The following is a 26,278-nucleotide window of genomic DNA, read 5'->3' as shown; positions in this document are numbered from 1 at the left end:
GCGGGACGACTCTCTTTGCTTTTACTTTACCACTTTGTTAAAATTTGTTCAATATCAATTCTTATGATTTCCATGAAATTTTTATACTTTTTTGAGTTTTTGCAGAGAAAGTAGACAAAACAAGAGGTTCGTTGACAGCAAAGCGCCCTCCGGCGCGGGCCGGAGGGCGCTTTGAATGATTCTTTACTTTCCTGCGCCCTCGCCCGCGAAGAACTCCTTCGTGAACTTTGCCACCGTGCCGGACAGCAGGAGCAGGGCCATGAGGTTCGGAATGCTCATCAGTCCGTTGAAGGTGTCGGCGATGCTCCACAGCAGGCCCAGATCGACCGTCGCGCCCAGAATGGACACGAAGGAGTAGACCACAAGGAAGGGGCCGACCACCTTGTCGGTGTGGAACAGGAACTCGATGCACCGGGAGCCGTAGAGGCCCCAGCCGATGATGGTGGAGAATGCAAAGCTGCAAAGCGCCACCGCCGTAAAGATGGACGACCAGCCGCCGTAGGTGGCCGTAAAGCCGGAGATGGTCAGTTCTGCGCCTGCCGCACTGCCATAGCCCACCGGCACGCCGCTGCAGAGGATGACCATGGCGGTCAGGGTGCAGATGACGATGGTGTCGGCGAAGACCTCGAAGATGCCGAACATCCCCTGCTTGACGGGCTTGCGGGTGTCGGCGCAGGCGTGGGCGATGGAGCCGGTGCCGAGGCCGGCCTCATTGGAGAAGATGCCGCGGGAAACGCCCTTCTGCATACTGAGGAAGATGCTGCCGATGGCACCGCCGGTGAAGGCCTGCGGGTCAAATGCACCGCCGACGATGGAGGCCAGCACCGCCGGGAAGCGCCGGTAGTTGATGACCACGACGCCCAGTGCCAGCACGACGTAGAACAACGCCATGAACGGCACCAGCTTCTCGGTCACGCTGCCGATGCGCTTGACGCCGCCCAGCAGCACCATAGCCACCATCATGGCCACCACCACGCCCACGACGAGGTTGACCGTGGGCAGGATGCTGTTCAGGCTGCTGCCGTAGGCCAGCAGGGCCGAGTCGATGGCTGTGACGATGGTGTTGACCTGGGTGGCGTTGCCGGTGCCGAAGACCGTCAGCACGCCGAACAGCGAGTACAGCACCGCGAGGAACTGCCACCGGCTGCCGAGGCCGTTTTTAATATAGTACATGGGGCCGCCCACCAGCTCGCCGTTTTTGTTCCGCTCGCGGAAATGCACGGCCAGCGTCACTTCGGAGAACTTGGTACACATGCCCAGCAGAGCCGAGCACCACATCCAGAACACCGCACCCGGCCCGCCGATGGCGATCGCGCCCGCCACACCGGCGATGTTGCCGGTGCCGACGGTAGCGGCCAGCGCCGTACACACTGCCTGGAACGGAGTCATCGCGCCGTCAGAGGCGTCCTTTTTGCGGAAGATGCGGCCAATGGTCGTTTTGATGGCATAGGGGAATTTCCGGAGCTGCAAAAAGCCTGTCCGCACACTGAGCAGCAGGCCCACGCCGATGATGCAGACCATCGCCGGGATGCCCCAGATAAAGCTGTTGACCGCCTGATTGACGGCTGTGATGGTTTCGAGCATACTTTTACGCCTTTCTTTTTCACTTTGACACAACGAAAATTATTTTATCGTATTTTAAGCGGCCTGTCAATTTACTTTGAACGCGAAATCTGCACGTCCCGGCTGAAAGTTTGTTAAAATAGCTTCACCTTTCTTCTTTGCCGCTTTTTTGCCCGTCAAAGCCCTACACAAACCGCGCGGGTTGTGCTATGATAAGGGTGAAATTTCGGTTTGGCACTGCCAACCGCAAGGAGATGTCATGGATGTCTGAAACATCTGCTCTAATGGATACGCTGCGGCAGGAAGGGGTCTCCCCCGACCTGCTGCGCGCTGTGGAAGAATACCGTACCGCCCACCCGCTGGCGGAGGCCCTGCGCCCCCGCATCCCCTCCCCTGCCTTCGTCTACTACGGCAGAGAGGTGTGGGAGCAGGCGCTGGCCGCCCTGCTCTGCGGCGAAAACCTGCTGCTGGCGGGCGGCAAGGCCACCGGCAAGAACGTGCTGGCCGAAAACCTCGCCGCCGCCTTCGGACGCCCCGCGTGGGACATCTCGTTCCACGTCAATATGGACGCGGCGTCCCTCATCGGCATGGACACCTTCGAGGGCGGACAGGTCAAGTTCCGCCCCGGCCCGGTCTACCGCTGCGCCCAGAGCGGCGGCTTCGGCGTTCTGGACGAGATCAACATGGCCAAAAACGAGGCGCTGGCCGTCCTGCACGCGGTGCTGGATTTCCGCCGCGCCATCGATGTGCCGGGCTACGAGCGCATCCCGCTGGCCGAGGAGACCCGCTTCATCGCCACCATGAACTACGGCTACGCCGGCACCCGTGAGCTGAACGAGGCCCTCACCTCCCGCTTCGTGGTCATCCAGATGCCCACCATCACCGAGGAGAACCTCGAAAAGCTCCTGCGCACCCAGTTCCCCGATTTGAGCAGCAAGTATGTCAGGCAGTTTGCCCTGCTCTTCCTCGATTTGCAGAAAAAGTGCGACAGCGCGGAAATTTCCACCAAAGCTCTCGACCTGCGCGGTATGCTGGACGCCCTGCGCCTGATGCGCCGGGGCGTCGCTGCCGGGGCTGCGCTGGACATGGGCATCACCAACAAAGCCTTCGACTCCTACGAACAGGGCCTCATCCGGGATGCCATTGCCGCCCGCATCCCGGCCCAGCTCACCGCCGCAAAGCTCTTCGATTAAAAGGGGCGTTTTTATGGAAGCGCAGAGCTACACCGCCGAAGAGCGGCGGGCCGCCAATCAGGTGTGGGCAGCGGCAGGAGCTTACGGCTTCGAGCCGCTGTTCCTCGCCCGGAACACCGACGGCACCATTGATTTTTACATGAACTGCGTCGTGGGGCTGGTCCACAAATACTACGGCGACGAGCTGGTGCGCAGCCTCTTTGACGCATGGGAGGGCGACATCCGGCAGGCCATGCTGGACGATTTGACCTGGCTCTACCTCGAGAGCGCGGTCTACGCGCTGGAACTGCCCCGCCGCCCGGTGCTTTCGGCCCTCCGCCGCGCCCATGCGGACTACTTTTTCGGCATCCAGTACAAGCTCTCGCGGCAGGAGTGGATGGCGAAGAACCAGCTGGTCTACTCCATGCAGGCCGCACGCTGGCGGGCTGTGCAGGGGCGCACGCCGCCGGTCATGACCCCCTACGAAAAGGATCTCGACGCCGCCCTCAGTCCCGAGACGCCCCCGAAGCCGGACGAGCTGAAAGCCGCACTGCTGGCCGTCTACGCCAAATTCGAGCTGTTCAACGGCACGGTGCATCAGAAGGCCGGGCTGCATCTCCATCTGGACGGTCTGCTGGCGTCCCTCATGACCCGCACCATGCCCACCCAAATGATAAAGACCGACCGGGTGACGGTGGAGCATTCCGGCTCGGTGGACGCCTCCGGCAGCGGCATCCACGCCGACAAGCGGCTGGCCCACATCACCCTGCGCCAGCGCGCCGAGGAAGACCGCGCCTACATCGAAAGCTGCTTTGGCCGGTCGCTCTACCCGCCCGAACGGCTGCGGAAGGCCGAGCAGGAGCTTTGCACCGGGGAGCATCTGGGCTGTCACCTCTGGTTTGCCTCCGGCGTCCCCAGCCCGGAGCAGGCCCCTACCCCCGAGGCAAAGCACCTGGCCGAACAGGCCCAGCTTCAGGCTGAGCGGAACCGGGCGTATTATTCGAAAAATCTCGAGCTTCACCGCAGCGTCGTGCTGCGGCTGACCGAACAGATACGCAACTGCATCCTCGTCCACCAGCAGCCCAACGCCCGGGTCGCCCGCAGCGGCAATCTCGACCCGGAGCGGGTCTGGCGCACCGTCATGGACGACGACCGGGTCTTCCGCTGTGCCGATGAAGAGAACCACCCGTCCTTCACCGTTGACCTGCTGCTGGATGCTTCGGCTTCCCGCCTCCACTGTCAGGAGGTCATCGCGGCGCAGGGGGCTATCCTCGCCCAGAGCCTCGCGGCCTGCGGCATCCCGGTGCGGGTGAGCTGCTTTTCCAGCCTGCGGGGCTACACCGTCCTGCGGGTGCTCAAGGGCTTCAAGGAGAAGAGCTTACAGGGCATCTGCCAATATTTCGCCTCGGGCTGGAACCGGGACGGTCTGGCTCTGCGGGCCGCAGGCGACCTCATCGACTTCGACTCCGGCCCCGCCGCGCGTCACCTGCTCATCCTCCTGACGGACGCTTCCCCCAACGACAGCCGCCGCATCCCGCCCTCTCCCGATGACCCGCTGGGCCGCGACTACGGCGGCAGCGTGGGCGTGGAAGACGCCGCCGCCGAGGTGCGGGCGCTGCAGCGGAAGGGTCTGCGAGTCTCCGCCGTCTTTATGGGCGAAGACGCCAGCGCCGCCGACGCCTCCCGCATCTACGGCAAGAACATGGCCCGCATCCGGGGCATGGACCAGCTGGCCCGGGCCGCAGGCCGACTCATCCAGAACGAGATACGGGAGCTGGGCGACTGAATCATAATAATGTACGGGGCCGCTGTGCAGTTGTATCTGCTGCCAGCGGCCCCGTATTTTTGTTGTCGCTCACAACCATCTTGTTTTGCATTGCAGAAGAATCAAAAAGTTTTTTGGTTTATTTGCAAACTTATAGTTGTATTCTGGCGTAATTTATGATATACTACAACCAACGAAGGGCCGCACGCCTACACATCACCCCGCGCCCACAGGAAGGAGAACCGCTATGGATGCCGCACGTTATTTTGAAGAGATGCATCTTGCCATGTCCAGCCAGAAGCCTGAGTACCGCCTTGTGCTCAGCGTCAAGGTCCAAGACCTCGGAGGCGCAGACGCTTATCTCGAGCTGCGGCAGGAGCCGGTCAGCGGCAAGGCCCGGGTGTTCTATTCCACGATGGGACGTCAGAAGCTGAACTTCCAGCTCGTCCGCAAAGGGTGGCAGAGCTGCCACAACGCCTCGGGCGAGCTGACGGGGCGCTTCCCCGCCACCGCCGACGGTCTGCTGGCCCAGACGGATTTCTCTGCTTTTGTCCGGGACGACGCCCTCGACAGCGGCCGGATGGCGCGCATTCTGGACGTTCTGGCCCATACTGCCGGTGGTTGTGGGGCCGTCGCCCCCTCTGCCGCCCGGGAGGGTGCGCTCATCACGGTGGAGCGGTTCGTGGGCCGTCCCGCCCATTGGAGCTATTGGAGCACCCGCGCCGCCGAACAGCTGAACATCGCGGCCATCCTCTGCTGGCTGGGCGACTACCTCGCCGGGGCCGAGCGCCGCACCCTGCAGAGCTGCCCGGAGGCCATGCAGCTTGCCGCCGCATGGCAGTCTGCGCTTTTCGCTCCCCTGCCCCAGACGGCTCAGCGGCCTCAGCCTGTACAGTCCCGGCCCGTCCGCCGTGCGCCTGTGGTCGAGAACAAACGCTGGCAGAGCATCCTCGCCGTGCTGGCGACGGTGTAAAAGAAAAGCTTCCCACGAAGGGAAGCCTTTACAGTCATAATTCTTATTTCCATCCTCTGGCCGTAGGGTCGAGCATCTCGGCGGCAGAGTAGATAAGGGCGTTGCAGATGGCCGCAGCGACGTTGCTGCCACCCTTGCGGCCCATCGCCACGATGGCCGGTACATCATGCTTTTCGCAGACGGCGAAGAGCCGCTCCTTGCTCTCCACCACGTTCACAAAGCCCACCGGCACACCGATGACCAGTGCGGGCCGCAGGCCGCTTTCGATTTGTTCTGCAATCGTCAGCAGAGCCGTGGGCGCGTTGCCGACGGCGAGGATGGCCCCGGGATGCTCCTGCGCTGCCTTTTTCATCGCTGCAACGGCCCGGGTGGTGCCAGCCTCTTTTGCGGCGGCGGCCACCTCGGGGTCAGCCATATAACAGCAGGCCGTGCCGCCCAGCTTCGCCAGACCGGGTTTGGTGATGCCGGCCAGCGCCATATTCGTATCGGTCACGATGACGGCCCCGGCGTGGAGGGCCTTGACGGCCCGCTCCACCGCGCGGGGAGTGAAGCGGAGATTCCGCGCATAGTCGAAGTCGGCGGTGGTGTGGATGACCCGCTTGACCACGGCTTCGTGCTCGGGCGGCGGGGTCATGCCCATCATTTCCAGCTCTTCGGTGATGATGTGGAAGCTCGTCCGCTCAATGTCAGCAGGTAAATGATGCTGCGGCGTCAATATTCTATCCCCTTTCGTGCTTTTATCCCCTTCTGGTAGGGGTGGCGGTGGCATTTCATCTCGGTGGAGTAGTCGGCGGCGTCCAGCATCCACTGGGGCGGCGTGTGGGCCGTCAGGACGCACTCACACCCAGCAGGCCGCTCCAGAACGGCCTTTTTTAATAGATCGATGTCCACCATATCCAGCTCTTCTGCGCTCCCGGCTTCGTCCAGTATCAACAGGTCGGCAGGCTGTGCTATGGCGGCGGCGAGGTTCTGGTTTTGCAGTTCCCGGGTCGCGGCCTTTTCCTCCGGCGTCATCTGAAAGACGAATTTCTGCCCGGCCTTGCCCCGGTAGATTTCCGCTCCAAGCTGGGCCAGAAGCGGTATCTCGCCGCTGTTCCCGCCCTTCAAAAACTGGACGATGACCACCCGCTTCCCGGACCCCAGCGCACGGAGCGCAAGACCCATAGCGGCGGTGGTCTTCCCCTTTCCGTCGCCCCAGTACAGATGCAAAAGTCTCTGTTCCATTCAGCGCCTCTCCATTCCCATCGCGGCATACACCGCGTCCATATCCAGCGCCCCGCGCACGCCGTCGGCCAGGATGTCGAACTGCTGGCGGCGGTACTCTTCCATCGGGATAAGGGCCGCGTCGGAGGGGTCGATGCCCTTCCGGCGGCAGAGCCAGCCCGCCAGCGCCTCGGTCAGCGTGCCAGTGTCGAACAGACCGTGGAGGTAGGTGCCGAACACATTGCCCTGCACGTAGCCCTCCCGGCCCCCGTCGGGGTAGTGGGCGAAGGGTTCGCCCTCCGCCTCGGTCACGCCGGTGTGGATCTCGTAGCCTTCCAGCTCTGCACCCGCAAAGGGGGCGGCGGCGACGGTCGCTTTGACCTGTGCGCGGCGCTTCTGCTCGCTGAACACGGTCCGGGTGGGCAGCAGACCCAGCCCCCGCAGAGTCTGCGGCCGGCCGCTCTCGCTGCCGGTGGGGTCGTCGAGGGTCTGGCCCAGCATCTGGTAGCCGCCGCAGACGCCCAGAACCGGCGTGCCTTTCGCGGCCAGCTTGAGCAGAGCCGTTTCCAGCCCACACTGCCGCAGCCAGAGCAGGTCGTCCACCGTGTTTTTCGTGCCCGGCAGCAGGATGAGGTCGGGTGCGCCCAGCTCATGAGCGTTCGAAACATACCGCACGCCCAGCAGCGGGTGCTGTTCCAGCGGCATGAAGTCCGTAAAATTGGACAGATGCGGCAGACGGATGATCGCCGCATCCAGCGGCTTTTTGCCGTCCCGCATCTCGAGGCGCTGGCTCAGGGAGTCCTCGTCCTCGATGTCCACCTTCAGGTACGGTACGACGCCCACCACGGGCAGATGGGTCTTTTCTTCCAGCATCGAAAGGCCGGGGCGCAGAATTTCTACATCTCCACGGAATTTATTGATGACGAGCCCCTTGATGCGCCGGCGTTCTTTTTCTTCCAGCAGCTCCACCGTGCCGTATAGCTGGGCGAACACGCCGCCCCGGTCGATGTCGCCCACCAGAAGCACCGGCGCGTCCACCATCTCGGCGAGGCCCATGTTCACGATGTCCTCGCTCTTGAGGTTGATTTCCGCCGGGCTGCCCGCGCCCTCGATGACAATGACGTCAGCCTCCTCGGCGAGGCTGTCATATGCCTTCAGGATGTCCGGCACCAGCTGCCGTTTCGTGCGGAAATACTCCGACGCTTTCATCTGGCCCCGCACCTCGCCGTTGACGATGACCTGACTGCCCACGTCACTGCTGGGCTTCAGGAGGATGGGGTTCATCCGCACGTCCGGCTCGACACCGGCTGCCTGCGCCTGCACCACCTGCGCCCGGCCCATCTCGAGGCCGTCTTTGGTGACGAAGCTGTTCAGAGCCATGTTCTGGCTCTTGAACGGCACAGCGCGCAGGCCGTCCTGCGCAAAAATGCGGCAGAGCGCCGCGCAGAGCAGACTTTTGCCTGCACCGCTCATCGTACCCTGCACCATGATGCATTTTGCCCTGCTCATCCCAGCACCTCTTTCATAAGTTCCAGCAGCCGGGCGTTCTCGGGGGCCGTGCGCACCGCCGTGCGGTACCACTCCGGCCCGAGGCCCGGATAATTCGCGCAGCTGCGCACCTGTGTTCCCAGCGGACGAAGCCTCTCGTTCAGGTCGGCTGGCGCGCGGAAGAGCAGATAGTTCGCCTTTCCATCGATGACCCGCAGGCCCAGCGCCCGCAGACCCGCCGTCAGAACGGGCCGCTGCCGGGCGATGAGCGCGCGCACCTCGTCCACATAAGCGGTTTCTTTCAGGGCCGCGACGCCTGCCGCCTGCGCCAGACTGGACACGGCCCACGGCTGGCCCGCTGTCTGCATTTTTTCCAGAAGCGTTTCGTCGCCGCAGAGGCAGTAACCCAGCCGGACGCCGGCCATGCCGTAGAGCTTGGTGAAAGCTTTCAGGATGACGAGGTTCCCACTTTCCAGCAGAGGCTTCGCAGTCCACCCGTCGGCGTCGGGCAGAAAGTCCAGAAAGCACTCATCTACGGCCAAAATCGTGCGGCACTCCCCGCACCGGCGCAGCAGCTTTTTCACCAGTTCGGGTGAGGCCAGCTGCCCCGTCGGGTTGTTCGGCTGGCAGAGGAACACCAGGTCGATGCTCTCGTCCACGGCGTCCACGAGGGCGTCCGTCGGGGCGAAATCATTCGTTTCATCGAGGAAGAAGCGTTTCACTTCGCACCCCACCGTATCCAATGCAGAGGCGTACTCGGCAAAAGTCGGGGCAGTCACCAGCGCCTTATGGGGCTTTACGGCCCAGACCAGCCGGAAGATGAGGTCTGCCGCGCCGTTGCCGCAGAGGACATGCTCCTGCGGCACACCTTCGGCCCGGCTCAGCGCCGCCCGCAGGGTGCGGCAGAGGGGGTCGGGGTAGCGGTCGGCCAGAGGCAGTGCATCCCGAATGGCCTGCGCCACCCCTTCGGGCAGACCGAGTGGGCTGACGTTCGCCGAAAAGTCCAGCGCGTCCCGGCCAAAGCGTTCGCGGTAGCCCATCCAGTCACCGCCGTGGACCAGTTGTTTCATCCCAAGAACCCCCGTATCGCACATCCAAACGCCAGCGCAAACCCGCTGGCTACATACATCATCCGATCTGCCCGCAGAATATCCTCCGGCTCGATAGGCCGCAGCGGGTCGCCGATGGTGGGCTTCGGATAATATTCCCCGAAATAATAGGCCGGCCCGGCCAGCTGGACGCCCAGCGCACCGGCGCATGCGCTCTCAGTCTGGGCGCTGTTGGGGCTGGCGTGATTGCGGCGGTCCCGCCGCCAGATGCGCCATGCGCCCTTGGCGTCATTGCGGGTGAACGCCGCCGCCATGATCCAGAGCAGCGCCGCCAGACGGCTCGGGATATAGTTCGCCACATCGTCCAGTTTTGCGGCGGCACGGCCAAAGTAGAGATATTTTTCGTTTTTGTAGCCCACCATGCTGTCCATGGTGTTGATGGCCTTGTAGGTCAGGGCCAGCGGCGCACCGCCCAGCAGCATATAAAGCAAAGGCGCAATGACGCCGTCGCTGGCGTTCTCGGCCACCGTCTCCACCGCCGCTTTGGTCACGCCCTCGGCGGTCAAAGCTTCCGTGTCGCGGCCCACGATGCGGCTCACAGCCTTCCGGGCGGCGGGCAGGCTGCCTTTTTTCAGCTCGGCATAGACATTCATGCTCTCCTGCATCAGCCCCTTCGCGGCCAGTGCCTGCCCGCACCAGAACATCTGGACAGCCAGCCCCAGCAGCGGGTGAAGCATCGCCGCGCCCCAGCAGACAAGGCCCGTGAACAGCAGCGTCCCCACCGGCAGACAGAACGCCACCACCGCACCGCCCAGCAGCTCGCCCTGAGGCGTTTTGGGCAGGCGGGAGCGGAGGAATTTTTCCAGCCGGGAGATGGCTTTGCCCATGTACACCACCGGGTGGGGCAGCCATGCCGGGTCGCCGAAAATGGCATCCAGCACGAAGCCTCCCAGCACAGCCCAGGCGGTCATCATACGCCGGCCTCCGCGTCTTTCGTGTACTGCACGGTCTTCACGAGGCGGAGCTGGCGCTTCTCGGCCCAGTCGGCGGCATCCAGCACATAGCCGCCCGCGTTGGGGCCGCACCACGCATAATAACCGCGCCTGGGCAGGGCGTACCGCTCCATGGCCGCCATCTGGGTGCCGCCGTGGGCCAGGATGACCAGCAGCTCTTCGCCGTCGGCCAGCGCCTTGTCCACCAGAGCAGAGAAGGCGCTGCAGATGCGGTTCGAGAAGTCGTCCTTCCGCTCACCGTCGGGGCATTTGCTCTCGCAGTTGGCCTGCACCCACGCCTGATAATCGGCGTCGTGCTCCATCTCGACGTAGTTTTTGCCCTCGAAGCTGCCGAAGCACATCTCCTGCAGGTCCTTCACGACCACAAGCTCTGCCTCCGGGAAGAGCACCCGGGCCGTCTGGGCCGTCCGCTGCAGTGGGGTGATATAGACCACCTTCGGGTCGATGTCGGCCCGGCGCAGCTGGCTCAGGCCCTCCGCCGAGAGCGGGATGTCGCGCTGGCCCTGATAGCGCTTCTGGGCGTTGTATTCGGTCAGGCCGTGACGCAGCAGATAGATCAACATTGAGGTAATTCTCCTTTCAATACCGTCGGGATGCCGCAGAACATCTGCACCACGCAGTCGGCGCGCTCTGCCAGCAGGCAGGCCAGCCGTCCGGCGGCCTCCCGCCCGGCGCGCTCCTCAGCATCCATCGGGACAACACCGCCGCCGACCTCGGTGGCGATGACAATATCATATTCCGCCAGCTCCCGGGCCAGCGTTTCGAGCTGTTCCGGGGTCTGAGTCTCGGCGGCGGCGTCCTGCACATCGGCGATGACGCTGCCCCGGAAGTTCCGCGCAAAGGTGCGCTTGCCGCTGTAGAGCGGCCCTGTGATGAACATCATTTACAGCACTCCTCCCCACTGGCTGACGGCCAGCGCCGCCAGCATCCACAGCTCGGCCCGCTGTAAAAACCACCCGGCCAGGTCGCCGGTGATGCCGCCAAACTGCTTTTTTGCCACGAAATAATAGCGCCACAGCGCCAGAAGCGCCGCCGCCGCCAGCCCGCCGCCGCCCAGCGCCGTCAGCGCCAGGATGAGCAGAGCCGACAGGCCGCAGAGGAAGCGGCAGACGGTCTGCTTGTCGGCCGCTGTGGCAAAAGTATGGGCGAGGCCGGTGTCTTTCGCCAGCGGGAACGCCGCCACGGCAAAGCCCGACAGCGCCCGCTCCAGCACCAGCGCCAGCGTCCAGCACAGGCCCGCCCGGGGTGTGAACCGCACACTGCCGCAGAGTCCGAAGTAGGCCACAAAGTAGCAGCACAGCCGGATGACAGCGAAGGCCCCACAGTGGGAGTCTTTCAGGATTTCAAGCTTTTTTTCGCGGTCGCCGTAGCTCGAGAGGGCGTCCGAAGTGTCGGCGTAGCCGTCGAGATGGATGCCGCCGGTGACGGCCACCGGCACGAGGCAGAACGCCGCCGCCCGGGCCAGCCCCGGCAGGGGCAGGACGCCGCAGAGGCACCACAGCACGCCGCACACCAGCCCGATGAGGGGGAAGGCGCACATGGCGTACCGCATATTTTTTTCGTTCCACTCGAACTGCGGCATCGGCAGGGCCGAAAACATCGCAAAGGCCACCGCGATGGTCTGCAAAACAGTCACAGCTTTTCTCCTCCTTTGTAGTACACCGGCAGGCCGCAGACCACCCGGCAGACGTTGTCCGCCCGGGCGGCGAAGGCGTTGTTCACCTGCGCCAGCGCCAGCAGATACTGGTCGGTGTCGCCTGCGTAGTCGGCACCGCCGCTAAACACCTCGTTCGATACGACGATAAGGTTATCACACCCGGCGGCGAGGCGTTCCAGCCCGGTCAAAACGGCCTCGGCGGTGTGCTTTCCTGCCCCGCCGGGGCTGTAAAGCTCGTTGGCGACGAGGTTGCCGAGGTCTTCCAGCAGGACGGTCCCCCGGCCGGGCAGAGCCAGACGGTCGAGGTGGAGCGGGCATTCCAGCGTTTCGAACTGCTTTTGCGCCCGCATTTTCCGGTGCTTTTCCACCCGGGCGGCGCACTCGGCATCCCAGACCTGCATAGTGGCGAGGTAATAGCGGGGCAGGCCGGTCTTGAGCACAAGGCTCTCGGCGTAGGCGCTCTTACCGCTGGCCGCGCCGCCGAGCACCAGCGTCAGCATCCCGCACCCCCCTGCGGCGTGTAGGCTTCGATGCCGCCCTCTTCAAAGGAATAACAGCCATCGTAGACGGCCAGCGCCATGTCCCACAGCGGGATGGCGGCCACCGCGCCGGTGCCTTCGCCCAGATGCAGGCCCGCCGTGATGAGGGCTTTTTTGTTCAGAGCGTTCAGCACCAGCTTTGCGGCCGGCTCGGTGGAGCAATGGCTTGCAAAAACAGCCTTGGCCGCTGCCGGGCAGAACCGGACAGCGCAGAGCGCCGCCACACAGCTGATGAAACCGTCGGCCAGCACCGGCACACCTTCCAGCGCACCGCCGAGGAAGACGCCGCAGAGCCCGGCAATATCGAAACCGCCCAGCTTCGCCAGCACGTCCAGTGCGTCGGCAGAATCGGGCTGATTTTTTGCGATGCCGCGATGGATAGCATCGATTTTCCGGGCAAGTCCCTCGTCCGAAAGACCCGCGCCCCGGCCTGTCATCACTTCGACGGGCTGGCCCAGCAGCACAGCGGCCACGGCGCTGGACGTCGTGGTGTTGCCGATGCCCATCTCACCGGTGGCCAGCAGGCCGACGCCCGCTTTCTTCTGCTCCTGCACCAGCCGGATGCCCCTGCCGATGGCCTCCACAGCTTCAGCCCTGCTCATAGCCGGGCCGAGGGTGAAGTCCGCTGTGCCGGGGGCGATGCGGCAGTCGAGGACGCCCGGGACCGGGTCGCCCGCGATGCCCATATCCACCGGCACCACCTCGCACCGGGCGGTCTGTGCCATCCGGCAGACGCTGGTGCGGCGGGCGGCGAGGTTCTCAGCCACGGCGCGGGTCACGCTGCTGTCGGTCTGGCTGACGCCCTGGGCCACCACACCGTTATCGGCGCAGAGCACCAGCACCGCCCGGCGGGAAATATCCAGCTTTGCGCTGCCGGTAAGGGCGGCGGCGTCCTCGATGGTCGTTTCCAATCTACCCAGCCCGCCCAGCGGCTTTGCAAGGCTGGCCCAGTGGGCGTGCGCCGCCGCCCGGGCGGCTTCGTCCGGCGGCGTGATGGCCGCACAGAGGGCGGCGAGTTCTGTCTCAGTCATGGTCTCTCCTGTAATTTTCAGCCGCGGCGGCAAAGCGCTGCGGCAGGGGCGTACCCGCCCAGTACAAATGCGGGAAGCCCGCATAGAAATGCTCGTTTACAGATCCGCACCGCCACTCTGCGCCGCCCACCGGCTTTTTTGCCACGAGAGCCACGCCGTTGGCGGTGGAATCCCAGTGGTGGAATTCGTGGATGGGAAAGCTCTCCCCGGCCCGGAAGAGCATACTGTCCGAGTCTGCGCTCAGCGCGGCGTAGCCGAAGCGGACGAGACGTCCGGCATCTTTTGCTTCGCCCGGCAGAACGCCCACCATCGGCCAGCTCTGCCCCTCGGCGTCCGTGAGGCTCCGCCCCAGATAGAGGAAGCCCCCGCACTCGGCCGCCGTGGGCAGACCGGACTCGATTTTTTGCTTTATCTCGCGCAGAAGCGAGGTATTTTCACTCAATTCTCTTGCGTGAAGTTCCGGGTAGCCGCCGGGCAGATACAGCCCGCCGATGTTTTCCGGCAGAGCCGTGTCGCGGAGGGGGCTGAAAAAGACCACCTCTGCCCCGGCGTCCCGGAAGGCTTCCAGCGTCTCGGCGTAGGCGAAGCAGAACGCCTCGTCCTGCGCCACGGCGATGCGGACGCGGGCCGGAGGCGTCTCCGGCTGCACCGGCAGGACGGGCGACTCCTTTTCGCAGAGGGCCAGCAGGCGGGGCCAGTCGATGTGCTCCTCCACCGCGTCGGCCAGAAGGGCCAGCTTCTGCTGTAAATTTTCCACTTCCGCCGCCGTGTAGAGGCCCAGATGGCGGGAACCGATGACGGCCTCCGGGAGTTTCGGCAGAAAGCCCAGCACCGGCAGGCCCGTCTCTTCTTCCAGCATCGGGGCCAGCAGAGCGTGCATCCGGGCCGTGCAGTTGTTCAGCAGGATGCCTGCGATGTGACTGGGGGTGCGGAAGCTGTCGAGCCCCTTCAACTCTGCGGCCAGCGTCAGGCTCTGCCCCTTTGGCTCCACCACCAGCAGCACCGGCAGGCCCAGCGTGTCGGCCAGATGCCACGCACTGGCCCTGTCGCTGACGCCCCCGAGGCCGTCGTAAAAGCCCATAGCCCCCTCGCACACCGCCGCACCGTGGCCGGCGGCCCCCTTCGCGTAGAGGGTGCGCACCGTCTCGGGCGCAGAAAAAAAGAGGTCGAGGTTGCGGCTCTCCACCCCCAGCACGGCCCGGTGGAACATGGGGTCGATGTAGTCCGGCCCGCTCTTGAAGGCGCAGGGCGCACAGCCCCGCCGCTTCAGCGCCATGAGCAGGGCGCAGGTCATGGTGGTCTTGCCGCTGCCCGAGCGGGGCGCCGCCAGCAGAAACTGTATCATGTCATTCTCCTGTGATGAGGTAGATGGGGTTCTGGGCCATCATGAGGTGCAGTCCGCCCACGGCCCTGGCCCGGCTGACGGCGATCTGGCTCACCTGCACGGTCCGGCCTTTGGCCGTCAGCGCGGCCACCGCCGCCGAAAGGCTCTCAAGGGCGATGGCCGACACGCAGATGCGGGCGTCGGGGTTCTTATCCAGCGCGGCGTCCACGATGGCGGCAAGGCTGCCCTTGCTGCCGCCGATGAAAACAGCGTCCGGCGCGGGCAGGTCCGAAAGCGCGGCGGGGGCAAGCCCCTCCACGAGGACGAGGTTCCGGGTCCTGAATTTTTCGCGGTTGGCTTTGATGAGCGCACAGCCCTCCGGCCTGCACTCCACCGCGTACACCCGGCCCCGGGGCGCGGCCAATGCCAGCTCCACGCTGACGCTGCCCGTCCCGGCCCCCACGTCCCACAGGATGTCTTCCGGGCGGACGGCCAGCTTCGCCAGCACAGCGGCCCGGACTTCCTGCTTGGTCATGGGGACGTCGCCCCGCTCGAAGGCTTCGTCCGGCAGGCCCGGAGCGCGGCGGGGCAGCACCTCCGCCGCCTCCACGAGAAGGACACTCAGGCTGTTGAAGCGGCCTGCGGCCAGCTCTTTGACGCTGCCGCGGAAGAGCTTTTCTTCCGGCGTGCCGAGGCACTGGCCCACGACGCCCTGCACGTCCCCGAAGCCCTCTGCCGCCAGCTGGGCGCAGAGGGTGGCGGGGTCTTCGCTGCCGCCGGTGAGGAAGAAGGTGGGTCTGCCCTGCATACACTCGGCCACCGGGTCACAAGTGCGGCCATGGGCCGAAACAAGGTTCCACCCCTGCCACGGACGGCCCAGCGCCGCCGCCAGTAGCTGGATGCTGGAAAGGCCGGGCAGCACCCGGGCGCGGACGCCGAGGGCCTCCAGCTTTTCCATCATGGAGGACGCGCCGGAGTAAAAGCCGGTGTCGCCGCTGTAGACCAGCACGGCGTTCTCTGCGCCGGAAGTTTGCAGCAGCTCTGCCACCTCGTCGGGGCGGTAGGCGGCGGCGCGGTTCTCGGTGCAGCCGGCAGGCAGAACTGCCAGCAGACGCCGTGCGCCCAGAATGAGGTCGGCCTGCCGCAGTGCGGCCAGGCCCTGAAGGGTCAGGTTCTCCGGCTGGCCGGAGCCCATGCCGATGAGTGTCACGTTCATCTTATCATCTCCTTGCAGCGTTTCAGCACCTCGGAAGCCGTCTCGCCCTGCTCGGGCGGGCGGCGGATGACCACCAGCTGCGCCCCGGCAGCAGAGGCAGCGGCGGCTTTTTCGTCGAAGCCTCCGGCTGCGCCGCCGTCCTTTGTGACGAGCCAGCGGATATGGAACTGTTCCATCATGGCCTGATTGAGGGCAAAGCTGAAGGGGCCCTGCATGGCGATGATGTTGCGGTGGGGGATATTCGCTGCCTCGCAGGCCGCGATGCTTTCCAGCGTGGGCAGGACACGGGGGTAGAGCCGCTCGGGCGGGATGGCCGCAAACTGCGCCAGCTCCTTGGCCCCGGTGGCCAATAGAAGGTTGCCCTCTTTTGCGGCCAGCGCCTCGGCTGCCTGCTTTGCGCTCTCAAAGACGAGACAGTTTTCCGGCAGCGGACTGGCCGGGCGCAGCAGGCGGAGGTATCCTACCCCGGCCTTCTCTGCCGCTGCTTTGATGTTTTTGGTCGCCTCCACCGCGTAGGGGTGGGTGGCGTCGATGCAGAGGGCGGCATCCCCCAAGAGCGCGGCCATCTCATCGGGCAGGAGCCGCCCGCACCGGACGGTGACGCCGGGGGTGCTCCCCTGCTCTTCCTGTCCCAGCGGGGTGGCCACGCTGACGGTGACTTCGATGCCCAGCGCCGCCAGCTGGCGGGAAAGCTCCCGCCCCTCGGTGGTGCCGCTGAAAACGACGACGTTCATCGGCGGTACCCCCGCGGCGTGACCATCCGCCCGCTCAGCGCGCGGGTGGCGGCGCTGCCCACAAAGACGGTGGTGAACATATCCACCTCGGTGTCCCGGAGCTGGCTGAGAGGCAGGATGTGCTTTTCCTGTCCTTCCCGGCCAATGTTCCGCACATAGCCGCAGAGGGTGTCCGGGGCTTTGCCGTTCGCCAGCAGGACGTCCACGGCCCGGCGCAGATAGTCCGGGCGGCCCTTGGACGAGGGATTGTACAGCGCCAGTGCGAAATCGCCCTGAGCGGCGCAGACCAGCCGCTTTTCGATGACCTCCCACGGCGTGAGACGGTCCGACAGCGAGATGACGCAGAAATCGTGGGCCAGCGGCGCACCCAGCACCGCCCCGCCGCTGAGGGCGGCGGTCAGGCCGGGGACGACCTCCACGTTGACGTCCGGGTACTCTTCGGCCAGCTCCAGCAGCGGGCTGGCCATGCCGTAGACCCCGGCGTCGCCGGAGCAGACCAGCGCCACGTCCCGACCCGCTCGGGCGGTGTCCAGCGCCCAGCGGCAGCGGTCGATCTCCCGGGTCATGCCGGTGGTGTAGCACTCTTTTTCCGGGTAGAGGGGGCGCACAAGGTCGATGTAGACCGTATAGCCGCACAACACCTCGGCCTGCTGCAAGGCGCTCTGCGCCTGCACGGTCAGAAACTGTCCGCCGCCGGGGCCAAGCCCCACGACGAACACGGTCTTTTTACTCTCACTCATTGCTCTGTCCTCCAATCGGGTGCAAAGGGGCGGACGGCCAGCGCCAGCGTCACGCCGCCGCCTGCCGTTTTGGGCAGAAGGAGCGTCCCGCCCGAGGCTTTTACCGCCGAGCGCTCACAGACGTTGTCCACGCCGGTGACACTTGCCACAAAGGCCGACGGGGTGAACTGTCCCGGCACGGCCCGCAGTTCGTCGGCCGGATAGAATGTGATGGGCCAGCCGTGGACTTTGCAAAACTCTGCAAGCCCCGGCTCATCTTTTTTCAGGTCGATGCTGGCGGCGGCGAAGACCGCCGCCGGGCTGAGGCCGGACGCGGCACAGAACGCCGCGAAGGCTTCTTCCAGCTGCTGGGCCGTCGTGCCGCGGCGGCACCCCACCCCCAGCACCCCGATGCGGGGGACGAGGTGAAGCGCCCCGCCCTGCGGCGTGAGGGTCAGGGCGAAGTCGGCGGCTTCGGGTGCGTCAGTTTTTTCCACGCCGGCGGGGGCCTCCCCCGCCACCGGCCACGGCGACCAGTACCGGACCGTCTGCCCGGCCAGCAGGGCGCCGCTGACGCGCTTGATGCGCTCCGGCTCAAGGACAGCGCAGTTCTGGGCCTTGGCCCAGAGGTCCACGGCGAAGAGGCCGTTGACGTCGGTGGCCGTCGTGATGACCGGCACCGCGCCGCACGCTTTTGCCAGCGCCCGGGCCAGCGCGTTGGCACCGCCCAGATGGCCCGACAGGAGCGGCACGGCGAAGTTCCCGCCCTCGTCCACGACCACCACCGCCGGGTCAGCGGCCTTGCTCTTGCAGTGGGGCGCGATGGCCCGCACCGCGATGCCCACAGCTCCTACAAAAATCAGGGCCTCATCCTGTGCAAAATGCTCCGCCGTCCAGCCTTTCAGGGTCACGTCTCCGCCGCAGCGGCTCACGCTGCCGGGCAGAGCTTCCGCCAGCCGACGAGCCAGCGCCTCGCCTTTTGCGGTGAAGGCCAGATATGCCCGGCTCACTGCCCGGCCTCCGTCCCCTGCCTGAACTCGGTGGTAAAGGCGGGGTCATAGAGCTTGCTGCGCTCGTAGTTTTCGCCCAGAAAGTCGCCTACGACGATGAGGGCGGTCTTGGTGATGCCGTTTTTGCGGGTCTCCTCGGCCAGTGTGGAGACGGTGCAGCGCACCACCTTCTGCTCGGGCCAGGTGGCCTTATAGACCACGGCGGCAGGGGTATCGGGGCGGTAGCCGCCGCTCTCGAGAAGGGCCTGCTGGACTTTGTCCACCAGCCCGATGGAGAGGAAGATGACCATGGTAGCCCCGTGAGCGGCCAGCTTTTCCAGCTGTTCGGCCTCAGGGACAGGAGTGCGGCCCTCCATCCGGGTGATGATGACGGTCTGGCTGACGTTGGGCAGGGTGTACTCGGCACAGAGCGCCGCCGCCGCGCCGCAGAAGCTGGACACGCCCGGCGTGTCGTCATAGGGAATGCCGTCGGCGTCCAGTGCGTCCATCTGCTCCCGGATGGCCCCGTAGAGGCAGGGGTCGCCGGTGTGGAGGCGGACCGTGGTGCCTCCGGCCTTTTCGGTGGCACGGATGGTGTCCAGCACCTGTTCCAGCGTCATCTCGGCGCTGTTATAGATGGCACAGCTGGGCTTCGCCAGCCCCAGCAGGGCCGGGTTGACGAGACTGCCCGCGTAGATGATGCAGTCGGCATCGGCCAGCAGGGCTGCACCCCGCCGGGTGATGAGGTCGGGCGCGCCCGGCCCGGCTCCTACAAAATGGACCATATCTTACCCCTCCTTCACCAAAATCGTTGCGAAATAGTCCGCCGGCCGGGCCGGGTCATAATCGGCCAGGTCGGGCCAGACCTCCTCGTTCGGCAGACCGCAGTTACAGACCATCGCGCTCCGGCTCAGAAGCCCGGCGTCGGCCAGCGCGGCCAGCGTCTCGGGCAGCTGACGGCCCGATTTCATCAGCACTTTTGCGCCCGGTGCGGCCAGCACCTCAGCGGCGCAGCGCCCCGGGGCGATGGTCAGCGGCTGCTCCATGCCGCCCGTCAGGGACTGGCCCAGCCGGGCCGCAGCGGCGCAGAAGCTCGTCACGCCGGGGAGCATCACGGTCTTGCAGCCCTCGGCCTCCAAGATCTCCTGCAGGTAGCCGAAGGTGGCGTAGACGGACACGTCGCCGAGGTTGAGCATGGCGACATCCTGCCCGGCGTCGAGATATTCTTTCACGGCCCGGGCCGCCTCGATGTGGGCGGCTTTCTGCACCGCCGGGTCAAGACTCATGGCGAAGCGCAGCGGCAGGATGGTCTTGCCGCTCAGATCCACCGCACCTTTTGCGATGTCCAGCGCCAGCATCCCGCCCTTCGGGGTCTGGGGCGCGGCGATGACCGGACAGTTTTCGAGGCGGCGGACAGCCTGCAGGGTCATGAGCTCCGGGTCGCCCGGGCCGACGCTGACGCCGTAAAAAGTGCCTATCCGTTTTTCCATTCGTCCAGCAGCTCCTTTGCAGTTCTGGTCTGGCCCAGCGGGCCATATTGGTTCGAGAAGAGTACCGCGCCCACCCGGAACGCCCCGGCGGCGCGGCGGTCGAGGTGGAGCTGGATGGCGTCCAGCAGACTGGACAGCACCGGCTCTCTCATCTCTGCTCCGTCTAATATCTCCATGCAGGCGTCGGTGGTGGCCGCGTTCATCAGGGCCGCGCAGACGTCCCGGGATGCACCGCAGAGGGCGGCGTGGGCGCAGAGCAGCTCGGTGCGGCAGTCGGCTGTGCGGGAGTGGGTGTTCATGACGCCGCCCGCCAGTTTGACCAGCTTGCCGATGTGGCCCACCAGCACCACCTCTTCGAAGTGGGATGCCGCCGCCATATCCATCGTATCCCCGATGAAGTTCGAGGTCTTGACTACGGGGATATTCTTTAGGGCGGGCATTTTCTCGTGGAGATAGTCGAGGCCGTAGTTGCCCGGGGCGAGGATGAGCCGCCGGGGGCTTCCGGCCCGAAGCGCCGCCTGCCCCATTTCCAGCTGGATGGTGTCGAGGATGGCCTGCTGGCTCATGGGCTCGACGATGCCGCTGGTGCCGAGGACGCTGAGGCCCCCTTCCACGCCCATGTGGGGGTTGAAGGTGCGCTTCGCCGTTTCGGCCCCGCCCTCGATGGAGATGGTGACATCAAAGCCGCCCGCGTACCCGGCAGATTCGGCCTCCTTTTCCAGCGCTTCCTTTATCATGGCCCGGGGGACGTGGTTGATGGCAGCTTCGCCCACGGGCTGGTCGAGACCAGGCTTTGTCACCCGGCCCACGCCCTCACCGCCGTGAATGCGCACCTCGCCGGACAGCTCGGGCCGGAGGGCGACACTGGCGATGACCGGCAGACCGGTGGTCACGTCCACATCGTCGCCGCCGTCCTTCCGGATGGCGCACTCAGCCCCCTCGCCGGACAGGCGGCAGAAGATGGGCTCTACCTCCACCACGATGCCCTTCGGGGTGCGGAGGGCCACCGTCTCGGGGGTGCGGCCGGTGAGCAGCAACCGTGCCGCGCCCGCCGCGCCCAGCGCCGCACAGGTGCCGGTGGTGTAGCCGCAGCGCAGGAGCTTCTGGCCGCTGCGGACGTAGTGCTCAAAGAGCGGGCGCTTTTCCTCCGGCGCTTTTTCTTCGCCGTAGAGGAATGCGTACTGCTCATCGGTCAGAGCATAAATTTTGCAGATGTTTTCCCGGGCAAAGGCCTTTTCCGGCGTCATGACGTCCGAGACGCCCGCCGCCGAGACGCAGACGACCTTGTCGGAAACTTTCTGTGCCAGCTCCAGCTCGTGGAGGCTCAGGATGACGGCCATCTTCTTGTCGCGGGCGAGGCTTTTCAGGATGGCCAGCAATTCGGCCTTGCCCTTGATGTCGAGGAAAGACGTAGGCTCGTCCAATAATATCAGCTCCGGCTGCTGGCAGATGGCCCGAGCCAGCAGGACGCGCTGGCGCTGGCCGTCGCTGATGCGGTTGAAGTCCCGGCCCGCCAGCGCCTCGGCCCCCACGAGGGCCAGCGCGGCATGGACCTGACGCTTATCTTCTGCCGAGAGGACACCCAGCCGCCCCGTGTAGGGGTAGCGCCCGGCGGACGCCATCTCGAAGCAGGTGGTCAGCTCGGTGCGGCGGGTGTGAGGCACCATCAGAGCCATTTTGCGGGCGCGCTCCGGGCCGGAGTAGTCCGCGAGATTTTTGCCGTCCAGCAGCACAGCGCCTCCCTGGGGGGCCAGCTGCGCTGCCAGTGTCTTGAGCAGGGTGGATTTTCCCGCGCCGTTGGGGCCGATGAGGGTGAGGACGCTCCCCTTCCCGACGCCGAGTCCGATGTGCTCCATCAGGGGCGTTTTGCCGTAGCCGATGGCAAGGTCCTCGGCGCGGCAGTAGAATTTCGGATCGCTCATTCCCGGCCCTCCTGTGTCTGGCGGCGCACCAGCAGCCAGATGACCACCGGCGCACCGAAAACCGCCGTCACCGAGCTGATGGACAGCTCAGTGGGCGCGAACAGGCTGCGGGCGATGAGGTCGCAGAGCAGGCAGAACGCTGCCCCGCCCAGACAGCAGCCCGGCAGGACATAAAGGGGCTTTGCGCTGCCCAGCAGGTTCTTGACCAGATGCGGCACCGCGATGCCCACAAAGGAGATGGGGCCTGCAAAGGCCGTCACGCAGGCGGAAAGCAGGCTGGAAAGCAGCACGAGGGCCGTCGAGAAGGCCCGCACCGGTACGCCGACGCTCCTGGCGTAGCTCTCGCCCATCTGGTAGGCCGCCATGGGCTTCGAGAGCAGGAACGCCGCCGCCAGCGCGGGCAGCACCACGCAGGCCGCTGCACCCACGTTGGCCCAGGTCATGCCGGAAAAGCTGCCCATCGACCAGTTGTGGAGATTGACGATGTTGGAGTCCTGAGCGAAAGTCACCACGATGTCGGTGACAGCCGAGCAGATATAACCGATCATGATGCCGCAGATGACGAGGATGCTCATCCGCGGCACCCGCCGGGCCACCACCAGCACAAAGGCCATCGCCGCCATCGAGCCTGCAAAAGCGGCGATGATGAGGGTGGCCGAGCCAGTGAGCAGCCCCTGCTGTAAAAACACCACCATCGTCAGGGCCACCGCCAGCTTTGCGCCGCTGGACACGCCCATGACGAAGGGGCCGGCGATGGGGTTGGCGAAGAAGGTCTGCAGGAGGTAGCCTGCAGCCGAGAGGGCCGCGCCCAGCAGCACGACCATGACCGCCCGGGGCAGACGGAGCTGGAGCACGATGCCCACGGCCAGAGCATCTTCGCCCCGGCCCAGCAGAGCCGCCGCCACCGCGCCGGGCGTCAGGGACACACTGCCCCAGAACAGGTTGAGTGCAAACAGCACCGCAACCCCCGCCGTGAGGGCGAGGTACGCGAGGCTGAGGCGGCGGGTGGTGGTCATGACAAAGCTCCTTTTATACGATGCGCTGTAAGAAACGGAGGGACGCCGGGTCGGGCGAGCCCTCGGTGAAGACGAGGTTCATATCCGAGATGAGGTCGGCCAGCTCCATACTCTGCTGGAAGAGGCTCTGGGCCGTACACCAGCAGTCGCCGGACTGGACGGCCTTGAAATCCGCCAGCATCGGGCATTTTTCGATGAGCTGGTCACGGGTCTCCATCACGCCCTCGATGGTACTGTTGTAGATGAGGACGTCGGCGTCTTTGGCCCGGGCATAGAAGGTCTCCAGCGGCAGTTTGATGGTGGACTGGGCCGACGTCTCCCCCTCGAGGTCGTCGAAGATGTAGACGCCGCCGGCCATCCCCACCATCTGGGCCACATAGTCGCTGGTGCGGCGGACGGTGATGAGGTTATTTGTGGTGATGGAGAAGAAGGCCACGGTCTTGCCCGTGTTCTCCTGCTCGAGGATAGGGGCCACCTGCTCCACCTTCTGGCGAAAGACCTCTTCCGCCATCTCAGTCTTATTCAGCAGGATGCCGTAGAGCTTGAGCCACTCCATCCGGGCCAGCGGGCCGCTCTCGTAGCTCGAGCGCTCCACGAGGACCGGCACGCCGAACTTTTCCAGCTGCTCCTTGACCTCGGGGTCGTGGAGCACCATGGTGTTCTCGATGGCGAGGGTGCAGCCGGCGGCAAGGATGCGCTCATAGTCCGGGGCGCTGTACTTGCCCGCGTAGGCGATGCGGCCCTCCTGCATGGCCTGTTTGGCCTCTTCCACATACCAGCCCTCGGCCTTCGTGCCGGAGAGGGCGATGCTGTCCAGAGCGTCCAGATGAACGAAGAGGTCCATCACCGAAGTGGAGACGAGATAAATATGATCCAGCGGCTGGCGCAGCAGAACGACGTCCTCGGGCAGGTCGTCCACCTCGGCGGCCCCCTCGGGGACGACGAGGAACCGCCCGGCGTCCGGGATGTCGATCATCACATAGCCGCCCTCATAGCAGTCGGCGGAAAACTGGGCGGCATAGTCCAGCGGATAGCTGTGATCGAACACGAGGGATGCTGTATTGGCCGGGGCGGTCTTGTGCTGCCCGCAGCCCGCAAGGGCAAGGGCGGCGGCAGGCAGGGCTTTCAGGAAATTGCGGCGTTTCATCGTTACTTTGCCTCAATCAGGGATGCAGAGGCGAAGGTCAGCGTATACTCGATCTCATGCGGGGTGCTCATGGCGACGGTATCGCCCACCACATCCAGCGGGGTGTCGAGAGCAGTGACGGGGATCTCGAAGGTAGAGTTGCCCTCGGTGTTGGTGGGCAGATACTTCTCGCCGTCCACCAGCATATAGTCGTAGTTGGGGCTGGACCAGACGATGGTGGCGGTCATCCTGCCATCGGCCACGGTCAGGGCCGCAGGGCTTTCCACGGTGGCGCGGCCAGAGCCGCCCTCGAGGGTCACATCACAGGTGTAGGTGCCGTCGGCAGGTGCTTCCGCCGCAGCAGGCTGGGCGTTGGCGACACGGACGGTATGGTCGTACCACTTGCCCTTGGTGCCGAGGATGGCCAGCTGGAAGTCCTCGTCCAGAGCCTTCACCGGGATGTCGAAGCCGTAGACCTCATCGGACAGGCCGTCGGAGTAGGTGACGGTGTCGGTGGTGGGCTGGAGCCAGTCGCCCTCGTGGGCCTCGGCGTCAGCAGCCATGCCGACGTAGAGGTTGACGATTTTCTTGGAGACGAGACTGACGTGGAAGGTCATCTGACCGTCCTTCACGGTCAGGGTCCCCTTGCCGTCGTTGGCCTCGTTGGCATGGAACATGGAGCTGTCGGTGTCAAAGTCGGCGGTGTAGACGCCGTCGGGCAGAGTAGCCTCTGCCGCCGGTTCGGAAGTCGCCTCGCTCACGGCAGCGGAAGCCGCAGCCTCGGAGGAAGCGGCAGAGCTGGCCGGGGTGCCGGATGCGCCGCAGCCGGTGAGCGAACCAGCCAGCACAGCGCCGGCCAGCAGAAGAGCAAATTTATGGTTCAGTTTCATGATGATATACCTCGAAGTATCTATTTTACAGAAAAGATTATAACACGCAATGGCCCGAATTCAAAGCAGGCCGAAAAAGAAATTGCCCGAAAAGGCACTCCTTTCCGGGCAATCATAAACTTATGCTCAGCCGTTCAGGGAATCGACAGCGGCCTTGGTGTGTGCGACGTAGAGCTGCTGGATGTCAGCGACCTCGCCCAGACCGGCGATCTGGCAATCGACAGAATCGAATTCACCGGAGGCCTCGAACTGGCTCTTCCAGGAATCCTCGTCGTCGCCAGCCATATCGTTGTTGGCGTGGTCACCTGCAACGACCATCAAGGGACGCAGGACGACCTTGGTGTAACCGGCGGCCTTGACAGCCTCGATGACGTTCTCGCAGGCAGTCTCCTCCGGCTCACCCTCGACGGTGCCGATGAAGACGTTCTTGTAGCCCAGAGCGTTCATCTGAGACTGCATCTGGGTGTAGCTCACCTTTGCGGTGTGAGAGGTGCCGTGGCCCATGAAGACGAAAGCGGTGCCGTCCTCAGCAGCGGCGTCCAGACTGTCGAAACCGGCGGTCTTGACGGCCTCGGCGGTGATGGCCTTGGCGACAGCTTCCTTGTCGGCGTTGATGACGGTGGCATCGCTGCCCACCTCGCCCAGCAGAGGCTCGGCGATGGCGACGGACTCGAACTTATCGCGGTAGCTGTCCACCATCTCCATCATCTCGTCGTACTCAGCGCCGTGCATCAGATGGGTGGGCTGGACGACCAGATTCTTCACGCCGTTGGCAACAGCGCGCTCCAGAGCCTGCTCCATGTTGTCGATCTTCTCGCCGTCACGGGCCTGAACATGGTTGATGATGATCTGTGCGGTGAAGGCGCGGCGGACAGACCAGTCGGGATATGCGGCCTGGATGGCGTCCTCGATGCCCTTGATGTCCGCTGCGCGGCTGTCGTTGAAGGAGGTGCCGAAGCTGACGACCAGGATCTCGTTGTCGCCGATGTTGTCCCCGTTGCGGGCGTCGTCCTTAGAGGCGTCGCCGGTGTCGCGGCCAAAGTAATCGGGGTCAGCCTCTTCGCCCTCGACCAGCTCCTTCTGGGCGTCGGTCAGAGCGTCCCATGCTGCCTTTGCGGCCTCGCACTGGGCGTCGGTATTCTCGTTGCGCTCCTGCACATAGATGGCGTCGATGAGATCTGCCACATTCTTTGCTGCCATTTCATCGGCCTCCTCGCTGCTCACTTCGCTGGCGGCGGCAGAGCTTGCGGCGGCGCTGCTGGCAGCAGTAGAAGAAGATGCACCGCAGCCGGTGAGGACACCGGCACACAGGGCCAGTGCGGCGGCAGCGGCGGTGACGCGCTGCCAGTTTTTGTTGGTTGCCTTACGCATTGTTTGAGTCCTTTCTGTTGTGTGGAAT

26 protein-coding genes are annotated in these 26,278 nt (G+C 65.0%); 3 read left to right on the top strand and 23 right to left on the bottom strand.

The window, feature by feature from the left end:
- Window positions 1–183 precede the first annotated feature (183 nt).
- On the bottom strand, window positions 184–1,584 hold the full coding sequence (locus tag AAAU26_RS11040) for an alanine/glycine:cation symporter family protein (protein WP_227619006.1): 1,401 nt from the start codon (window positions 1,582–1,584) through the stop codon (window positions 184–186).
- A gap of 242 nt (window positions 1,585–1,826) precedes the next feature.
- Between AAAU26_RS11040 and AAAU26_RS11035 the strand changes: the two genes are divergently transcribed.
- From AAAU26_RS11035 to AAAU26_RS11025, 3 genes are all read left to right on the top strand, one after another.
- Window positions 1,827–2,756, top strand: a complete 930-nt coding sequence (locus tag AAAU26_RS11035) for an AAA family ATPase (protein ID WP_227619005.1) — start codon at window positions 1,827–1,829, stop codon at window positions 2,754–2,756.
- Window positions 2,757–2,769: 13 nt separating this feature from the next.
- Window positions 2,770–4,521, top strand: a complete 1,752-nt coding sequence (locus AAAU26_RS11030) for a vWA domain-containing protein (RefSeq protein WP_227619004.1) — start codon at window positions 2,770–2,772, stop codon at window positions 4,519–4,521.
- A 226-nt stretch (window positions 4,522–4,747) separates the two neighbouring features.
- The gene (locus AAAU26_RS11025; protein ID WP_227619003.1) at window positions 4,748–5,473 is read left to right on the top strand and encodes a hypothetical protein; all 726 of its coding nucleotides are present in this window, start codon (window positions 4,748–4,750) and stop codon (window positions 5,471–5,473) included.
- 43 nt (window positions 5,474–5,516) lie between these two features.
- Here AAAU26_RS11025 and AAAU26_RS11020 read toward each other — a convergent pair whose 3' ends face one another.
- From AAAU26_RS11020 to AAAU26_RS10915, 22 genes are all read right to left on the bottom strand, one after another.
- Window positions 5,517–6,188 carry a precorrin-8X methylmutase gene (locus tag AAAU26_RS11020; protein ID WP_227619002.1) on the bottom strand — a complete coding sequence of 224 codons (672 nt, stop codon included), beginning with the start codon at window positions 6,186–6,188 and terminating at the stop codon, window positions 5,517–5,519.
- Window positions 6,185–6,697, bottom strand: coding sequence for a cob(I)yrinic acid a,c-diamide adenosyltransferase (locus AAAU26_RS11015; protein ID WP_227619001.1), 513 nt, complete (start codon window positions 6,695–6,697; stop codon window positions 6,185–6,187). Before AAAU26_RS11015 ends, AAAU26_RS11020 begins: the two co-directional genes overlap by 4 nt.
- Entirely contained in the window at window positions 6,698–8,185 is a 1,488-nt protein-coding gene (locus AAAU26_RS11010) for a cobyric acid synthase (RefSeq protein ID WP_227619000.1), read from the bottom strand.
- Window positions 8,182–9,234 carry a pyridoxal phosphate-dependent aminotransferase gene (locus AAAU26_RS11005; RefSeq protein WP_227618999.1) on the bottom strand — a complete coding sequence of 351 codons (1,053 nt, stop codon included), beginning with the start codon at window positions 9,232–9,234 and terminating at the stop codon, window positions 8,182–8,184. Before AAAU26_RS11005 ends, AAAU26_RS11010 begins: the two co-directional genes overlap by 4 nt.
- A complete protein-coding gene (gene cbiB, locus AAAU26_RS11000) occupies window positions 9,231–10,184 on the bottom strand; it encodes an adenosylcobinamide-phosphate synthase CbiB (protein WP_227619015.1) in 954 nt (317 codons plus the stop codon). Before cbiB ends, AAAU26_RS11005 begins: the two co-directional genes overlap by 4 nt.
- Window positions 10,184–10,789: a histidine phosphatase family protein gene (locus AAAU26_RS10995; RefSeq protein WP_227618998.1), complete on the bottom strand. Its 606-nt coding sequence runs from the start codon at window positions 10,787–10,789 to the stop codon at window positions 10,184–10,186. The genes cbiB and AAAU26_RS10995 overlap by 1 nt, the downstream gene beginning before the upstream one ends.
- Entirely contained in the window at window positions 10,783–11,109 is a 327-nt protein-coding gene (locus AAAU26_RS10990) for a bifunctional adenosylcobinamide kinase/adenosylcobinamide-phosphate guanylyltransferase (protein ID WP_158389605.1), read from the bottom strand. Before AAAU26_RS10990 ends, AAAU26_RS10995 begins: the two co-directional genes overlap by 7 nt.
- Entirely contained in the window at window positions 11,110–11,862 is a 753-nt protein-coding gene (locus tag AAAU26_RS10985) for an adenosylcobinamide-GDP ribazoletransferase (protein ID WP_227618997.1), read from the bottom strand.
- Window positions 11,859–12,383 (bottom strand): bifunctional adenosylcobinamide kinase/adenosylcobinamide-phosphate guanylyltransferase, encoded by a 525-nt coding sequence (locus tag AAAU26_RS10980; RefSeq protein ID WP_227618996.1) that lies wholly within the window; start codon window positions 12,381–12,383, stop codon window positions 11,859–11,861. Before AAAU26_RS10980 ends, AAAU26_RS10985 begins: the two co-directional genes overlap by 4 nt.
- Complete coding sequence (cobT, locus tag AAAU26_RS10975; RefSeq protein ID WP_227618995.1) at window positions 12,377–13,453, bottom strand: nicotinate-nucleotide--dimethylbenzimidazole phosphoribosyltransferase; 1,077 nt, start codon at window positions 13,451–13,453, stop codon at window positions 12,377–12,379. The genes AAAU26_RS10980 and cobT overlap by 7 nt, the downstream gene beginning before the upstream one ends.
- Complete coding sequence (locus tag AAAU26_RS10970; protein WP_227618994.1) at window positions 13,446–14,798, bottom strand: cobyrinic acid a,c-diamide synthase CobB; 1,353 nt, start codon at window positions 14,796–14,798, stop codon at window positions 13,446–13,448. The genes cobT and AAAU26_RS10970 overlap by 8 nt, the downstream gene beginning before the upstream one ends.
- A gap of 1 nt (window position 14,799) precedes the next feature.
- Entirely contained in the window at window positions 14,800–15,993 is a 1,194-nt protein-coding gene (cbiE, locus tag AAAU26_RS10965) for a precorrin-6y C5,15-methyltransferase (decarboxylating) subunit CbiE (protein WP_227618993.1), read from the bottom strand.
- Window positions 15,990–16,727, bottom strand: a complete 738-nt coding sequence (gene cobK, locus AAAU26_RS10960; protein ID WP_158396820.1) for a precorrin-6A reductase — start codon at window positions 16,725–16,727, stop codon at window positions 15,990–15,992. Before cobK ends, cbiE begins: the two co-directional genes overlap by 4 nt.
- Window positions 16,724–17,467 (bottom strand): precorrin-3B C(17)-methyltransferase, encoded by a 744-nt coding sequence (gene cobJ / locus AAAU26_RS10955; RefSeq protein WP_207676531.1) that lies wholly within the window; start codon window positions 17,465–17,467, stop codon window positions 16,724–16,726. Before cobJ ends, cobK begins: the two co-directional genes overlap by 4 nt.
- Complete coding sequence (locus AAAU26_RS10950; protein ID WP_227618992.1) at window positions 17,464–18,456, bottom strand: cobalt-precorrin 5A hydrolase; 993 nt, start codon at window positions 18,454–18,456, stop codon at window positions 17,464–17,466. The genes cobJ and AAAU26_RS10950 overlap by 4 nt, the downstream gene beginning before the upstream one ends.
- Window positions 18,453–19,220: a precorrin-4 C(11)-methyltransferase gene (cobM, locus tag AAAU26_RS10945; protein WP_227618991.1), complete on the bottom strand. Its 768-nt coding sequence runs from the start codon at window positions 19,218–19,220 to the stop codon at window positions 18,453–18,455. Before cobM ends, AAAU26_RS10950 begins: the two co-directional genes overlap by 4 nt.
- Before the next feature lie 3 nt (window positions 19,221–19,223).
- A complete protein-coding gene (cobI, locus tag AAAU26_RS10940; RefSeq protein ID WP_227618990.1) occupies window positions 19,224–19,925 on the bottom strand; it encodes a precorrin-2 C(20)-methyltransferase in 702 nt (233 codons plus the stop codon).
- The gene (gene cbiD, locus AAAU26_RS10935; protein WP_227618989.1) at window positions 19,910–21,847 is read right to left on the bottom strand and encodes a cobalt-precorrin-5B (C(1))-methyltransferase CbiD; all 1,938 of its coding nucleotides are present in this window, start codon (window positions 21,845–21,847) and stop codon (window positions 19,910–19,912) included. Before cbiD ends, cobI begins: the two co-directional genes overlap by 16 nt.
- Window positions 21,844–22,863 carry a FecCD family ABC transporter permease gene (locus AAAU26_RS10930; protein ID WP_015563718.1) on the bottom strand — a complete coding sequence of 340 codons (1,020 nt, stop codon included), beginning with the start codon at window positions 22,861–22,863 and terminating at the stop codon, window positions 21,844–21,846. The genes cbiD and AAAU26_RS10930 overlap by 4 nt, the downstream gene beginning before the upstream one ends.
- Before the next feature lie 13 nt (window positions 22,864–22,876).
- Window positions 22,877–24,010, bottom strand: coding sequence for an ABC transporter substrate-binding protein (locus AAAU26_RS10925; RefSeq protein ID WP_227618988.1), 1,134 nt, complete (start codon window positions 24,008–24,010; stop codon window positions 22,877–22,879).
- A gap of 2 nt (window positions 24,011–24,012) precedes the next feature.
- Window positions 24,013–24,879, bottom strand: a complete 867-nt coding sequence (locus AAAU26_RS10920; protein ID WP_227618987.1) for an iron transporter — start codon at window positions 24,877–24,879, stop codon at window positions 24,013–24,015.
- A 126-nt stretch (window positions 24,880–25,005) separates the two neighbouring features.
- Window positions 25,006–26,250 (bottom strand): sirohydrochlorin cobaltochelatase, encoded by a 1,245-nt coding sequence (locus AAAU26_RS10915; protein WP_227618986.1) that lies wholly within the window; start codon window positions 26,248–26,250, stop codon window positions 25,006–25,008.
- Window positions 26,251–26,278 lie beyond the last annotated feature (28 nt).

The organism is Faecalibacterium longum, from assembly GCF_040094125.1.
Lineage (GTDB): Bacteria > Bacillota > Clostridia > Oscillospirales > Ruminococcaceae > Faecalibacterium > Faecalibacterium longum.
This window is presented reverse-complemented; position numbering and strand designations above follow the sequence as displayed.